The sequence below is a fragment of the Dysgonomonas sp. 37-18 genome (assembly GCF_001899125.1).
Classification (GTDB): Bacteria; Bacteroidota; Bacteroidia; order Bacteroidales; family Dysgonomonadaceae; genus Dysgonomonas.
This window is the reverse complement of record NZ_MKVC01000049.1, coordinates 1-15,111: the sequence shown is the minus strand read 5'-3', so window position 1 is coordinate 15,111 and position 15,111 is coordinate 1. Positions and strand designations below refer to the sequence as shown.

Here is a 15,111-nt window from a genome sequence, read left to right as displayed (position 1 = left end):
GATTATTTTTTGATTTCTATTTCGCTCTCCTTGCCCGAAACCATACATTTCTGGATGTTGATTTCGCCTGATTTTATGTTTATGAAAGGTTTTCCTTTTTTCATGCCAACATTGGCAAATCCGGTATTAGTTGACAAGAAAGATACAAAATCATTTCCAATCTGGGAATTAAAATAGAGAGTTCTATCGACAGCATCGTAACGAATACCTGTTAAACCTTCTAATAAAGCATAGCTTGCCATAGCACGTGCATACCATGCTCCGCATTCATATTCGTTAAAAGGATTACGAAGCTTGCCATCATATCTATTGCGGCATGTACGGACGATTTCCAACCCTTTTTCTACTTCGCCCTCGAACATCAAATGTGCTGCAACCTGATACTCTATGCCTGTCCACACTTCGTCGCTATACACAAACGGCAATTGAAGTTTGCCTCCTTTGGGCCATGAACAAAGTAGCAAGCCGCCTTCGTTGCCTAAGGCATAGGTGGGTCGTTGCGGATTGGCGTGTTCACGAAGATCTTGTTTCAGATTGTATTTGTAGACAGCATTCAGGTGACTGGTAATCTTATTATTATCCACCACCTCAGGCATCCCGCATACCAGTGACATCCAAGAACCGAGTACTCCGTCGGACAAGCATCCTTTTCCGTATTGATATTTAGGGCCTTCCTTCTCTAATATCTCGAGTGCCTCAGCCGAATATCCCGAATTGAAAGCTTGTACTTTGGTTGGGTCTGCCGCATTTAGTCCTTGCCAACGTATATCCTGAATAAAATATTCGCCGTCGTAGAGCTTATTCTCCATATATCCTTTACTCTTAGTCAATAAGGTTTGGTATTGGCTGATATCCTGATTCAAGTGTTTTCCCATCAGGCATATTGCCTGCAATGCTCCTGCATAAAAACTGGTCATCATGCCATTAGGTCCCCAGAATTCAATATCGTAGGTGTTGTGGTGCGGTTCTTCCAAAGCTCCTACCTGACGAGGATCCCATACTCGGATGCAGTAGTCCATACTGGCTTTTACCGATGGATATATATCTTTCAGCCAGTTGTCATTGCCATAGATGCGCCATTCGCGATATACTTTCATGATGCCTCCGAGTTGTCCGTCGGCTGCTGAATGAAAATCGTGGATCAATGGTCTGATAGGCAAATTGGAACGGAATGCCTGATGCCCTTCTTTATTTTGATCGACATAGTATTCCACTTCGCGTAACGACCGTTCCATGTCAGGAAACAGATGAGGTACTGCCTGTGCATAATTCCACACATGGGTGCATGATCCGTGACATGATCCCCAATTATCTCCGCACCCTTCCCAATTCCACATACGCCCATCATACTGGCGAAAGACCGTCGGCGACTTCAATATGGTGAGGTTTGCGGCAATGGCTTCCGTTACTTCGGGTGGCAAGGTATTATTGTAGAATGTTTCGGAAAATAGTTTCGACTTGGCTTTCAGGTCTTCATAATTCTTTAACCAATATTCGGCTACGTCATTTATACTTGCAAATTTGCTGCTATACCATGGGCGATAGTTGCCTTCGCCTTTGTTGTCGTACGTATAGTTGTAAGGAATATCAGGCATATCACTCTCAGACTTTGGTTCACCGCCGAATCTTTGGTTCGAAAACGGTACATACCATGCCATATATAATCTTACGGTTTTTGATTCGCCCGGTTTCAGTTTCACTGGGACAAACAGCGATGCTCCTGTAGCACCTTCCAGTTCGGGAGGGTTATTTCCAATTGTACCACCGGCTATGTTATTCCAGCAAATAGTCAACGGGTCGAACCATCCTCCACGGAACCAGTTATGGTCTATTTTGGTTTCGGGATTGTCTGTGAATATGGCAAATTCGCCCTGATGAAACGGTTCGGTTTCTGTTCCCGACTGATAAAGAATAAAACCGTTCTTATGCGATTTAACACATGATGTACCTTTGCCATGTACATACATAAAGTTTCGGGTGCTGTATGAAAAAATTGCATCTACCTCAACGCCACTTGTATTCTTAAATTCGTATTCGAACCCTCCCACAGGCAGGCTCGAGTTGTCTGCATCGGTTGGGATGAATGGATTCCATGTGTTTATTTTTACCTCTACAGGCATTGTATTATCTTTCAGTTCTATTTCTGCAAAAGGGAAACGAGCTAGGAATGTATTCTCTTTGTATCGGGGTAAACCCCATGTTCCGCCACCGCCCAATGCGGAGTTTGGCATTCCAAATTTTTTCCAGTCGGGTACTTGTCCTTCGAGGACTCTGGTTGCATTATCAATTCCTTTTATATGGAGTGCCGCAAACATTGTTGGCTCATGAAAAACTTCAGGTCTATGCCTTAACGACATATTGGATATGGCACCGCTTCCTTCAACACAAAACATGCCGGTGCCCATTCCCCCTATCGGGAAAGCAACACGATTTGTATATTCTCCTGTGTACTTTTGATTATAGTCGTGACTGATTACACTCTCAGCATTCTTTTTGCTGCAAGAAAAACATATCACACACATCAATAATAGAGACAGAATAGTGAAGTCTATTTTTTTCATATCGTATTATTTTTGTTTAAAGGAAGGAATACGGAGTCCATAGTACATTTTGATCTACAGACTCCAAAGTATCCTTATCATAGTTTATTCATTCTTAGTCCAACCCGGATTCTGAACCAGAACACGTTCTGTCTTATTAATCTCATCCTGAGGGATTGGGAACCAATAATGTTTTGTTTTGTCAAATATGCGAGGCTCACATACTACTCTTTCGTAAAAAGCATTGTCTTGCAAATGTGTACCAGCCATGATATTCATAGAATGAATGGCGCGGTTGTCGGTGCTTTCGGCTATACCCCAACGGCGAACATCAAAATATCGATGGTTTTCGAAAGCTAATTCTATCCTACGCTCACGCCTGATAGCATCTCTCATCTGTGCCTGATTGAGACCGGTTGGAAGATTGGCTACGCCTGCCCTGCTTCTTATTCTGTTCACATACGGATATGCTTTGGCTGGTCCTTCGGCTTCGTTGATTGCTTCGGCATAGTTCAAATAGATTTCGGCTAATCTGAAAAAGACCCAGCAACGTTGTTCATAACCTGTTCCTGCAGCCGGATTTACATTCGGATTTACAACCTTGGCTATCAGATAGCCTGTTTTGCAATAGTCACTTCCAGCTCCTTTGCGTCCGTCTTTTCCTGTATACCAGAAATCGCAAGTAGTGCCTTGCCATTTTTGTCCGGCAAAATTGATAGAAGCATAGAACCGGGGCTCTCTGTTTGCATACATAGTGCGTACTCCGGCAGGGCTCCAGCCATTGTCGCCTACAGCAGCAGTATAACCGCTTTCCTGATATCCCGAAGCATTGTTGATGATTGGTGTTTTTCCATCCGCTCCATATCCGGTGATCGGTACTGTACCGTTGGCCATGTGGTAGGAGTCTACCATTTCCTGAGTTGGATTTAATATAGAAAATCCTCTTAGGCTGAGTATAGTGGCACAGTTATCGAAATGGTTATACCAGTTTACATTCCGCCAGAATATCCATTCGTCATTAAATCTGTCTAATAAGATGTCTCGATAGTTTTTTACATAATCGGGTAGCTTTGTTTCATATAACTTATGCATTGGAGAGGCACTCTCTAATGCCGTAAGGCATTCCATTGCAGCAGTAGCCGCCTTGCTCCATTTGGCAGGATCGTTTGTGGCGGGGAAGAGATTGACGCCATCATTGTCTTTGAAATCTTTGAAAGATTCGTGACCATTGTAGATTGGAGATGCGGCATAAAGCAACATGCGCGATTTCAAGGCTAAAGCGGCACCCGCAGTGGCACGTCCAAGTCTTCCATCAGTATAACGAATTGCTAAGAATGCTTTTGCCCGATCGCAATCATCAACAACAAATTGTATACATTCTTCCAGAGGGCTACGCTTGATACTACTATAATCAAGGTTGGTGGCAAGCGCATGATCTATGATAGGTACCGGACCATAAGTCCTTATTAGCTGGAAATAAGCAAAGGCACGCAAGAAGTATGCTTCACCTTTCCATTGATTGCGGCGTTCTTCTGTAAACAAGTCAGTGGATGCAGAACTTCCTGCTTCTACCAACGGAGTATTATCTATGTTCTCCAGAAAGATGTTAGCCTTACGGATACCCATGAAACATTCGTTCCATACAGGAGAAATATTGTGTGAGTTGTCCGCATTCAAGGCTCCACTATTCAGTAAATGTGAAGCTGCGCCTCCATAGGCGATTTCCATTTCGTCAGATCCTGCTGTAAAAGGATTTCTTGCCCAAGTATCACCTGTTCCGCACATAAAATTTATTTCGGCAGGCAAATGCATATAAGTATTCGCTAAAAATTTCTCAGCTTTCTTATAGTCTTTAAATACTTCTTCTACTGTTAAGTCTCCTTCGGGTAATTTGTCGAGATAGTCATTACATGAGGCCAAAGCTACAATAAGAAGAACTGCTGTATATTTTAATATTTTTGTTCTCATAATACGATAAAATTAGAAGTTAACCTGTGCTCCGAAATTAATAGTGCGTTGTAAAGGATAGGCATCACCCACATTCTGTTCCGGATCAATTATTTTGAGTTTGTCAAACGTTAAGAGATTGGAACCATTCAAGAATAGCCTGATTCCTTCAATTTTCATTTTCTTCAGCCATAGTTTAGGCAATGAATATCCGATCTCTGCATTCTGAAGCTTTACGTAACTGGCACTACGCATATAAAGCGTGGAATTCCTGTTGTTGTGTTCATTCTTTCCGGCAATAACTGTCGGGTATTTGGCATTTGAGTTGTCAGCACCCGGAACCCAACGATTGTCATAATATTCTCTCAATACATTATAGTTTGGATATTCCAGCATAAAAGGATACATTCCTTCTTGTGTGAGGAAGGTGGTGCGATTAGCAACTCCTGAAAATTGCACAGATGCATCAATATTTTTATAGACCACAGCACCTCCAAAACCGAACATGATTTCGGGTATTTGCGGATGTCCTATAAATACCCTGTCTTTGTCGTTGATTACTCCGTCGCCGTTAGTATCCTGATATTTTATATCTCCGGGTAATATTGTAGTCTGATATTCAGACTTTGCCCAATTATCGATTTCTTCCTGATCATTAAATAATCCGAGTGCAACCAATGCAAATGCCTGTTCGAGAGATGTACCTTTTGTCCGTTGATAAAGTTCTGCCGGCTCTGCCTTATCGTCTTCTATAATTTTGTTGCGTGCAAAAGTAAAGTTGCCTCTTAGGGAATATGTCAGACCATAGGCTGTTGTATTTTTAAATTCGATAGAAGCATCAAATCCTTTATTGTCAACAATCCCCACATTACCATAAGGAGTACCATGCGGAACCAAACCTAAAAATGCAGGTATTTTTTGCCTTTTCAATAAGATATCTTCGCGACGTTCTTTGAATGCATCGAACTGGAGATTAAACTTATCCAATATGCCTATATCGAATCCTGCGTTATATTTTGTTGCTGTTTCCCATGTGAGAGCCAATCCGAATTTCTTTTCTTCTATCCCGCCTAGATAGTTTTGTCCCGATCCATAATAGTATCCAGTGGCCGAAGAATTTACGGCTGTAATATACAAGAAACGGTCTCCGATCACTTTGTCGTTACCGACCTGCCCGACAGATCCTCTTATTTTCAGATGGTTTACTACCGACTGATTCCAGAAGCTTTCGCCCGATACAACCCAACCTACAGATAGTGACGGGAAAAACCCATACCTGTTTCCTTTGGGAAATTGTTCGGAACCGTTGTATCCGAAATTCACTTCTGCTAAATAACGGCTTGCATAGTTGTATGAGAATCTTCCTGCCAATCCCTGATGACGGTAGGGTAGGTTGTCTAATGATGTGCCTGCTGTCAGGTTTTTATATTCTCTTCTGTTTACAAGTAGCATAGCACCCACATCGTGCATTCCGAAACTGCGTCCATAGTTGATGGCAGCTTCTCCATACATGGAATAATTAGAGTCCTGTATGTCGACCTTATATCCCATCGTACCTTGTTCACGCCATGTTTCATAGGTATAATCGCCATCAGCATCTATACCTGTAACTTGTTTCACTCCGAAGTCGACCCTGCGAGCCACTTCGTTCTTGTAATAATGGTCGAATGAGAATTTAGCTCCTATCGACAAACCTTTTGTTATCAGCTTGGATAAGTCCCAGCGTGCAGATAAGTTACCTTGATTGTTACCAATATACATTTGTGTATATCCTGTTTGTGTAGCCAATCCGTATGGATTCCCCAGCAGGTAAGCCGTTGCACCTCCTCCGGCTATTGATCCGTCCGGATTTGTAACGGGATATATTAATGGTGATGTCTGGCGTATGGCTTGCCATATATCACCCGAACTGGTACCCTGATAGCTCCTGTCCTGAATAGTTGTAGCTAATCCCAACTCAAGGGTCAATTCTTTGGTTATATTCACATCTATATTAGACCGCAGGTTGTAACGGCGAAATTTTCCTCCGCGGGTTTTCCAATCATACGACTTATCTTCCCTATATAGACCATCTTTACCGACATATCCGAGATTCACATAATAACGCACAACTTCATCTCCTCCCGAAACATTGAGATTGTGTGTTGTTTGCCAAGTGTCTGTTTTGAATACTTCGTCTATCCAGTTTACGTTAGGGTGTAAGTATGGGTCTGATCCATCCTTAAATTTTTGAATATCATCGGCAGTCCAGGGTAATGACGACAGCTTGGAATTGTATGATGCTTCGTTCATTAGTGTTGCAAATTCATAAGCTTCTATATATTTTGGAAACCTCTGTCCTGTGAGGACTGCATATTCGCCTCGATAAGTTACTTTGGGTTTTCCTTTCACTCCTTTTTTTGTAGTGATCAGTATGACTCCATTAGCACCTCTTACACCGTAAACGGCTGTTGCCGAAGCGTCTTTGAGTATAGTGAAGCTTTCTATTTCCTGTGAATTTACCAGATTGATATCACGTTCTACACCATCCACTAAAACGAGTGGAGCAGTAAAGCCCTGATCGGTATTGAGGGTAGCCATACCACGTATATAAAGAGCTGCTCCGTCGAATCCGGGTTCACCACTGGATTGACGCGTAATGATTCCGGGTATTTGTCCGCCCAGCGCATTTGATAAGGATGCTGCCGGAACCGACTGTAGTTGTTTGACCTCGGCATTGGTAACGGCTCCTGTCACCGATATTTTCTTTTGAGTACCATACCCCACTACCACCACATCGTCGAGTTGCAAGGTTGCTTCACGCATTACCAGATTGATTGCGGTATTTTCTCCGACAGGGATTTCCTGTGATTGGAATCCCAAATAAGTAAAGACTATAATATCAGTGGCTTTAGCTTTGATAGTAAATTTTCCATTAACATCGGTCATAGATCCCGTGGTAGTACCTTTAACGGCTACTGTCACGCCAGTAAGAGGGTCGCTATTTACATCTAGCACAACCCCTGAAATGTTTTTTTCTGAAGGAGTTTGTTTTGTTTCGGCTAGCAAAGGGCTTATTTGCAAAAATAGCATTACAAAAAAGAGACTTGCGGCATAAAAAAATCCTTTTTGACATTTTTTCTTTTTCATAAAATTGGATTTAAGTCATTCTTAAGGAATAAAAATTAAACGATTAACTAATAATTCATACTCTTTTTAAGCATAAAAGATTTATCACAATCAAGAGGGTTATATTCTTTCTTGATGAGAAGAATATGAATGAAGGATCTAAGGTGTAGACAAGAGGGATTATTGGAGAGATATTCCCTCTTATTTACTTTTTACATATATTTTTGATTTCAACAGTTTTGGTAAATCAGTTTACTTCTAAATCCTGCCATGCCGGTATTTTGGGGAATCTGGCATGCGGCTCGCTCTGATACCAATATACAACTGACGAAATATCAGATTTTTGAGGTAAATAGCGGCCTCCAACTCTCCATCCGAGATCTTGTATTGTTACTCGCAGGTCTTTATCGAAGCGTACAGGATCGGTGATGTGCCATCTGTACATTCCGAAACGTTCTTGCGAACGATAAGTCCCGTCGGGACGTATCACCTGATGTAATCCGGCATAAGGAGTGCAGAATTCGACATATTTTCCTCCTCTGTCGAAATTGTAAGAGCCACAGAAATAATCTTCTGCTCCTGTTCCGCAGATTGTAGGGAATTTGGAATCTCCGTCCATGAAGAACTTGATTTCTCCTTCGCCCCACCATCCGTTGTTATGAACACCGCAAGCCATATACGTACCCACATAGTGACCTTTGCCCTTTATCCCATCAACCAAGGTATAGTCCGACGATTCATTATAATGTGTACGGCGAAACTGAGCATGGAAATAAGCAGCATCGGCAGGAACTTCTGTCAATGTATAATCTACCTGATAATACAGAATCATAGCATCCTGAGGATTTACATTTTCCATCGTAATGCGGCATTTCTTACGGAACGGCATAGTCCAGTAGCAATTGAATGCACTGCCGGGATTGACACACACGGCAAGCGACGACAGTGGAGCATATTCTCCCCAAGCCATTCCGAAGAAGTCGCCTACAGGACATTCTACTGATGGCTCTTTCTCATCATCCCAATAGAATCGAAGGATAGAAAAACGCCAGTTTCCGGTTGGGGTCATCCATATATGCTGGATGGCTCCCGGTCCTTCGATCTCAGCCAAAGTAAAGGTTTCTCCCGGAGCGATATGTACATAGGGATTCACTTTCCATGTTTGTCCCAGATCGCGGGCTGCATGATGTGCATTGGCTATATTGCGTTTTTCGCCTTGCATATTTGGATCGGCCATTCCCCCTTTACCTTTTTCTCCGGTAAAGTTCTCGGGGCTGATAGAGCGTGTTTTAGCGTCGGATAACCGATATAGATTACCCATATTAGCATCGAGTCCGTTGTATTTAGCCTGACTAAATACCGTTAATGAAAAAAGAAATGTAATAAGAATAAGAATGTTTTTTTTCATGATAAGATGTTATTTAGTTTTATTTAGTGTAGGACGAATTCGGTTATCGTACTTTGTAGCCTTTAAGTCCAAAGAATGATATATATACGAAGCATATCAGAGGAATGATAAATCCTATAGCCATATTTTCTTCTCCTACGGCACCCATTATTATCGCCGAAAAAGCACCTCCTGCTACAGCCATCGTGAGAAATGACGCAGCTTTTTTGGTATGGGTGCCCATTCCTGCAAGCCCTAAAGCATAAATAGTAGGAAACATGATGGACATAAAGAAGAAGCAAACACACAAAGCCACCAGTGATATAAGACCTATATTCATTACCACAAGTACCATGCAGATCACGCAGGCAATAGCATATACCGCTAATAATTTATTTGCTTCGAACCTAGCCATCAGAAAACTGCCACTGAGGCGTCCAACCATAAACAATGCCATTCCTCCAAAAGCCAGATACCTCGATGCATCCACCTTTGATATAGAACTGTCCAGCTCCATCACATAATTGATGAATAGGGCAAATATTCCTGTTTGTGCTATCATGTACATGATTTGTGCTATGAAAGCCAAAACAAAATGCTTATGTTTCCAGAGCGATTTTTGAGGAAATATTTCGGCTGTTGGAGCAGCATCTTGAATTTTCTCAGAACCCTCTTTTGTATCGGGGAGCTTAACGAAGAAAAAAAGGATAGTGATAATCAACACACATGATCCTATAAGAATATAAGGTTTAGTCAAGGCTGTAGTGTCTCCCGCCTCTGCTCCCAGTATCAGATGTCCCCCGATAAGCGGACCTAATACCCAACCCAGACCATTGAGAGACTGGGATAGATTTAATCTTCGTGATGAACTTTCCTTTGGACCTAAGACTGTCGAGTAAGGGTTTGCAGCCGTTTCCAGAACACATAAACCACATGCTACAATAAATAAAGCAACAAGAAAAGGTGCCGGAGATGTGCCGTATGCTGCGGGAATAAAACTGAATGCCCCTATTGCATATACAATGAGTCCTAATATAATACCTTTCTGATATCCGTATTTTCGCATGAATATTCCTGCGGGAAAGGCTATCAGACCGTAGGCTATGTAAGTAGAAAATTGTACCAGACCCGATTCTGCTTTACTCATTGTGAATGCTTCCTGAAAGTGCTTATTGAGAACATCCAGTAAGCCATGAGCAAATCCCCACATCAGAAATAATGAACTGATGAGGATAAATGGAAATAAATAGCTTCCGCCTTCCGGACTTGAAAAAATACCACGTTTCTTTTCTTTGTTTTTCATGGGTTAAATATTAATGTTGCAATACCTGCTAATTCGATTAACTTCTTTGTGGGTAAGATTCTATCGGTTACTTGTGGAAACAAAATCATAAATTATTCAATTCGTTGATTCTAGCTTGTAATACTACAGACTCCACTTCATCAAAAGACGGATCTTCTATCTGTCTGAATAAGATTTCGAAAGCCCTGCGCCCCAAGCCTTCAATAGGCTGTTCTATGCATGTGATAGGCAATCTCGAAACTTTGTATTCATCAGGATTATCGATACTTCCATATTTCAGATCCAGATATTTCTCGTGCTTTTGCAAGGTGAGTAGTGACTGGATTCCCACTCTATTGGTAGAGAAAACCATTGAATCAGCTCCCTCTTTTATTAGTTTTTCTATGCCCTGTTCTACAGCCTGTTCAAAGTTTTCGAACGAAACAGAGCAAACAATTTCTTTATTCAGGGAGATCCCGCTATTCTCCAATGCTTTTTTATAGCCTTCATACCGCTTACTGATATTGGGCAAGCCGATGTTACATGCTATGAAACCAATATGCTTACAGCCTCGTTTTATTAATGAATCGGTAAGGGAATAAGCTGCTCCGAAATTGTCTATCTGAACCGAACTTACCGGCAGTCCCTCTATGCATCTGTCTATCAATACTGTCGGGATGTTTCTGTATATCAGCTGCATTATGGTATCTTCGGAGTCCTGAGGAGGGGCTAATATCATACCATCCACATTTTTTTCGATAAACAGATTGACCAGCTTTTGAAACTTTATACTCGATTCATCCGAGCTTCCAAACATCACCTGATAATCTTTCTTATCAGCTATGTTTTCTATATGTCGTGCCAGTTTGGCAAAAAAAGGATTCGAGATATCTGCAACAATCAGTCCTAATGTTTTCGTCTTACCTGTGCGTAGACTTCGTGCCGACATATTAGGGCGATAATTCATTTCTTTGGCGGCGTCTTTAACTTTTATTGCCACTTCTTTGCTTATCCGTCCCTTTTTATCCTTACTGTTAAGTACCAATGAAACTGTAGCAGTAGATACTCCTACATGCTCTGCAATATCTTTAATTGAGACATTCGCCTCTTTTGCCTTATTTTGAGTTCTATTTTTTTTTTGCATACACAATCTGAATAAATTCAATGTAAACACCTGTATGATAGATGTTAGTAGGGTTGAAATTTTTAATATCAATTTCTGTCATTTCCTAAGTGACAGAAAAGGAAAGTAAAGAGACATCACAAAAGTATACTTTATTTAATCCATTTAGCATATACATTTTTACCTTTTTTGTTCACTTTTTTACCTATTTGAGTGTTTTGTTCTTATTTTTCCTTGCTTCCTTAATTCTGTAGGGGTCAATCCATAGTGTTTTTTACAGAAGGTATAGAAATAAGATTGTGATGTAAATCCATATCTATCAGATATTTCACAAAAGTAATCCTGAGTAAAACATATGTCTTGCATAATCCTTTTAGCTTTAAATTTCGTTATCCACTGATAAGGAGCTTCATTGAAGCATTTTTGAAATTTTTTTATAAAGCCTGATGAGCTATAATTTGCAAGTTGAGCCAATTCAGAAATAGAATTTACCCTTAAACAGTTGTTTTTAACCAAGTCTGCGAACAATATATTCTCATCTAATAGAGGATGGAGAAACACACTTATCTCCTTCATCGAGTAATATTCTTTAATCAACATAAACAACTGATCCTCTATTAATTGATCTATACCATTCATGTCTATACCATCCTTAAGATATAGAAATATTAGCCTCCAGAACTCATGGAAGTGACCTCTCGCTTTCAGTATATTCCACTCCTCACCCTCCGAAATTTCTATAAGACTCTTTATTGAAGTCTGTGAAAAATGTCTGACAATATTTTCCAGTTTCAGAAATATCAAGACAGCCTTGTCTATTATCTCAAATTGTATAAACGTATCTTTTGTTATAAGGAGCGTCTCTCCTGTGGCTAGATTCCTTCGTCTATTTCTTTCGTAAGACACTGTTATGTTACCATTTAGTATATACACAAAGCTATCACTCGCTTCATATAATTTTCTACAAATGCCATTGTCTAATTCAATATACCTGAAGATACCGGAGTTGCTCATTTGCTAAATGTTTTTCTGTCACTTAGGAAATGACAGAAATTGATATTAGATTAAATTCAATTTTGAACTTATCGGGTCAGGCGTAAAAATATAAATGCTGTATCGATTAACCAAGAAATATTTGTTAAAAGTGAATTGGTTTATAATTCAAGAAAAAATATCCCTGCTTTAATTCAAATAGAAGAAATTACTTTCATATTTGCCTTATGGAGTGTTGCACTGTTGAATGAAGCTAAATATATCTGTGTTGTTTGCACAGAATTATGCCCAAACTTTCACTTATTACAGGTAAAGGAATATTTTTATTTTTGGCTATGGTAGCCCAACTATGGCGTGCAACGTAGCTAGTCAATATATTGTCCAATCCCAATAATATAGATATTTTGGCAAGTCTGTTATTATAAGTGCGCAAGGCGCTCTCATATTGAAGCCTGTCTTCTATCTTTTTACTTAATATAATGGGTAATAGATATTCCGAACCTTCTGTCTTGCTCTCATTCCGTTTTATAATGGAGATAATTTTGTCAGTAAGTCTGATTTTTAATAATTGTCCTGTTTTGTGGCGACGATACGCAATGTGCCCATCCTTGATGTTTTTCTTTTTCAGGTAGGCTATATCTACAAATGACATTCCTCTGGCATAGAAACTGAACATAAATAGTTGTTGAGCAAACTCCAACCCTGCGTCGTGCTTAAGATCCAGATTAGCAATCTTTTTTATAATATGTTCCTGCACTGCTCTTTTGGTAGTTCGTTCTATTCCGATAAAAGTATTATCGAACGGATTGGCTACAGGACGAGGAACAAGTAATTCTTTACAGGCTTTATTATATACAGCTCTCAGGTTTCTTATATAAAAAGATATTGTGTTTAAGGATTTACCCTCTTTCTTTAAGAACATTTCGAAACGCTTTACCATTGCATTATCAATTTTCGCAAGCAATATATCATCGCCTTTGTTGAACGCCACAAAGCAATTGAGCATACTACGATATGCCCTTGCTGTACGATATTGCCTATTAATTTGTAATTCCTGAGTTTGTATTTCAACATAATCGCTCAATAATAGCGATTCATTTTTCTTGTGAAAAAAGACATTCTTTAGTTTATCTAACATTTCAATTTAGGATAATTATCAATACTAGTTAACAAAGTGCTAAAATAACGATAAATATTAGCAAAAGATAGAAATGGCATCAGAAGCTTATAAGAATAGCGTCTTGTAGTTATATAAGGAAGGTGATACAAATTAAATGGCTTTATATGCTAGGGGAGTTAATCCGGTATGTTTCTTGAAAAATTTGGAAAAGAAAGAAGAATTAGAAAAATTTAGATCTTCCGATATTTGAACCACAGTGAGTTCTGTAGATTTCAGCATAACCTTTATTTTCATAATCACGATCTTATCTATCCATGTACTTGTCGATTGGCCGGTTGTTTTTTTCAATATTCTGCACAGATACCTCGATGTGATACATAGTTTATTGGCATAAAATAAGGCTGTTCTCTCCTTGATGTAGTGTTCAAATAACAGTCTGAAAAACTGTTCAGCTATAATTTCATTACGAGAAAAGGCTTTGGTATGTTCCTTTAATCTTTCATTTGAATATACTGAAACTGTTTCTTTAACTAAAGCCAAGAGTAAGTTTCTGGTTACTTCTTCCGTATATATATGCTTCTCCTTATTTATATTGTCTACAATAAACGAGTGTAATTGCAGTAGATAATCTACGTGATCAACCGACAGATCGATACATGGATGATAAATAATCTTATCTACAATATTAAAATTTTTGAGTAGAGGCTCACCAACAAAAAAGTCATTTGAAAAAATCAGAACGCCGATAAATAAGTCATCAGTTTTTTCAGTAGTTTCCATTATTTGGTTAGGAAGTACTGTAAATACTGTGTTTTCTTTGATTTTATATTCTCTGAAATTAATTTTTATTGTAGCATTACCTTTAAGGCATAGCCCCATAAGGATGCCTTCAATAGCGCAAGGGTAGTTGATTGATATCTTTGGCGGAACTTGTGTAGAGTTAACCGAAACAAAGTTAAGAACGGTAAAGTCTTCATTCTTTTTTGCGATTTCGGCAAAAGAAAATGTCGTAAGAGTGTTATTACTCATGGTATTAGCAATTCACTTTCTGCAATATTGCCAATTATTTTAAGAAAAGCAAACATTTACCATGAAAAATAAGCCGCCTCTTTGCTCTTTTCGTTAGATGATAACAAGTTTATTTTATAATATCTGTTCATATAATATATTAACTTATAACTGTATAGCTGCTATAACAATAGGAAATACAATTTTTCCTGTAACCCAATAGAACACATTTCTATACCTTAATATACATTAAATAAGCCAAAAAGTCCCTTTTGGAACATAACTGGGTAATATTGGAACTGCAAACCTCGCGATCTTCTATCGACATTTGTACTAGTATTAATTGGGATATTAAAGATGGTAAGGATTACAAGTTGCAGATTAAATCAGGCTAGAATAAAGTAAGTTTTTATTGTCATAAGTGTCCATATAATAAAAGAGGGAGATATGAAACACACAAGAGTATATCAAGAGTCACCAGATAAGCTTGAAATCTTGACGTGCAAGGTATCCAAGATGTTACATAAAAAAAGAAATCGGCTTTTGAGGGCTCTTTCCTAAAAGTTGTGGAGATATAATTTTTCCTAACTTTGTTTAATGGAA

The 15,111-nt window shown here is 39.3% G+C and carries 9 protein-coding genes; all 9 read right to left on the bottom strand.

Annotated elements, in window-relative coordinates:
• Positions 1-2: 2 nt before the first annotated feature.
• The 9 genes from BGO84_RS18480 to BGO84_RS18440 all read right to left on the bottom strand — a co-directional run bounded on the left by BGO84_RS18480 (position 3) and on the right by BGO84_RS18440 (position 14,529).
• Positions 3-2,522, bottom strand: a complete 2,520-nt coding sequence (locus BGO84_RS18480) for a GH116 family glycosyl hydrolase (protein WP_252639319.1) — start codon at positions 2,520-2,522, stop codon at positions 3-5.
• 123 nt (positions 2,523-2,645) lie between these two features.
• Positions 2,646-4,508: a RagB/SusD family nutrient uptake outer membrane protein gene (locus BGO84_RS18475; RefSeq protein ID WP_252639272.1), complete on the bottom strand. Its 1,863-nt coding sequence runs from the start codon at positions 4,506-4,508 to the stop codon at positions 2,646-2,648.
• Positions 4,509-4,520: 12 nt separating this feature from the next.
• Positions 4,521-7,616, bottom strand: a complete 3,096-nt coding sequence (locus tag BGO84_RS18470; protein ID WP_252639270.1) for a TonB-dependent receptor — start codon at positions 7,614-7,616, stop codon at positions 4,521-4,523.
• 226 nt (positions 7,617-7,842) lie between these two features.
• Entirely contained in the window at positions 7,843-9,003 is a 1,161-nt protein-coding gene (locus BGO84_RS18465) for a glycoside hydrolase family 172 protein (protein WP_252639269.1), read from the bottom strand.
• A gap of 43 nt (positions 9,004-9,046) precedes the next feature.
• The gene (locus BGO84_RS18460) at positions 9,047-10,285 is read right to left on the bottom strand and encodes a sugar MFS transporter (protein WP_252639268.1); all 1,239 of its coding nucleotides are present in this window, start codon (positions 10,283-10,285) and stop codon (positions 9,047-9,049) included.
• Positions 10,286-10,370: 85 nt separating this feature from the next.
• The gene (locus tag BGO84_RS18455; protein WP_252639266.1) at positions 10,371-11,408 is read right to left on the bottom strand and encodes a LacI family DNA-binding transcriptional regulator; all 1,038 of its coding nucleotides are present in this window, start codon (positions 11,406-11,408) and stop codon (positions 10,371-10,373) included.
• Between the two features lie 180 nt (positions 11,409-11,588).
• The gene (locus BGO84_RS18450; RefSeq protein WP_252639264.1) at positions 11,589-12,401 is read right to left on the bottom strand and encodes a helix-turn-helix transcriptional regulator; all 813 of its coding nucleotides are present in this window, start codon (positions 12,399-12,401) and stop codon (positions 11,589-11,591) included.
• Between the two features lie 232 nt (positions 12,402-12,633).
• On the bottom strand, positions 12,634-13,518 hold the full coding sequence (locus tag BGO84_RS18445; RefSeq protein ID WP_252639263.1) for a site-specific integrase: 885 nt from the start codon (positions 13,516-13,518) through the stop codon (positions 12,634-12,636).
• 132 nt (positions 13,519-13,650) lie between these two features.
• A complete protein-coding gene (locus BGO84_RS18440; RefSeq protein WP_252639262.1) occupies positions 13,651-14,529 on the bottom strand; it encodes a helix-turn-helix domain-containing protein in 879 nt (292 codons plus the stop codon).
• Between the last annotated feature and the right edge of the window lie 582 nt (positions 14,530-15,111).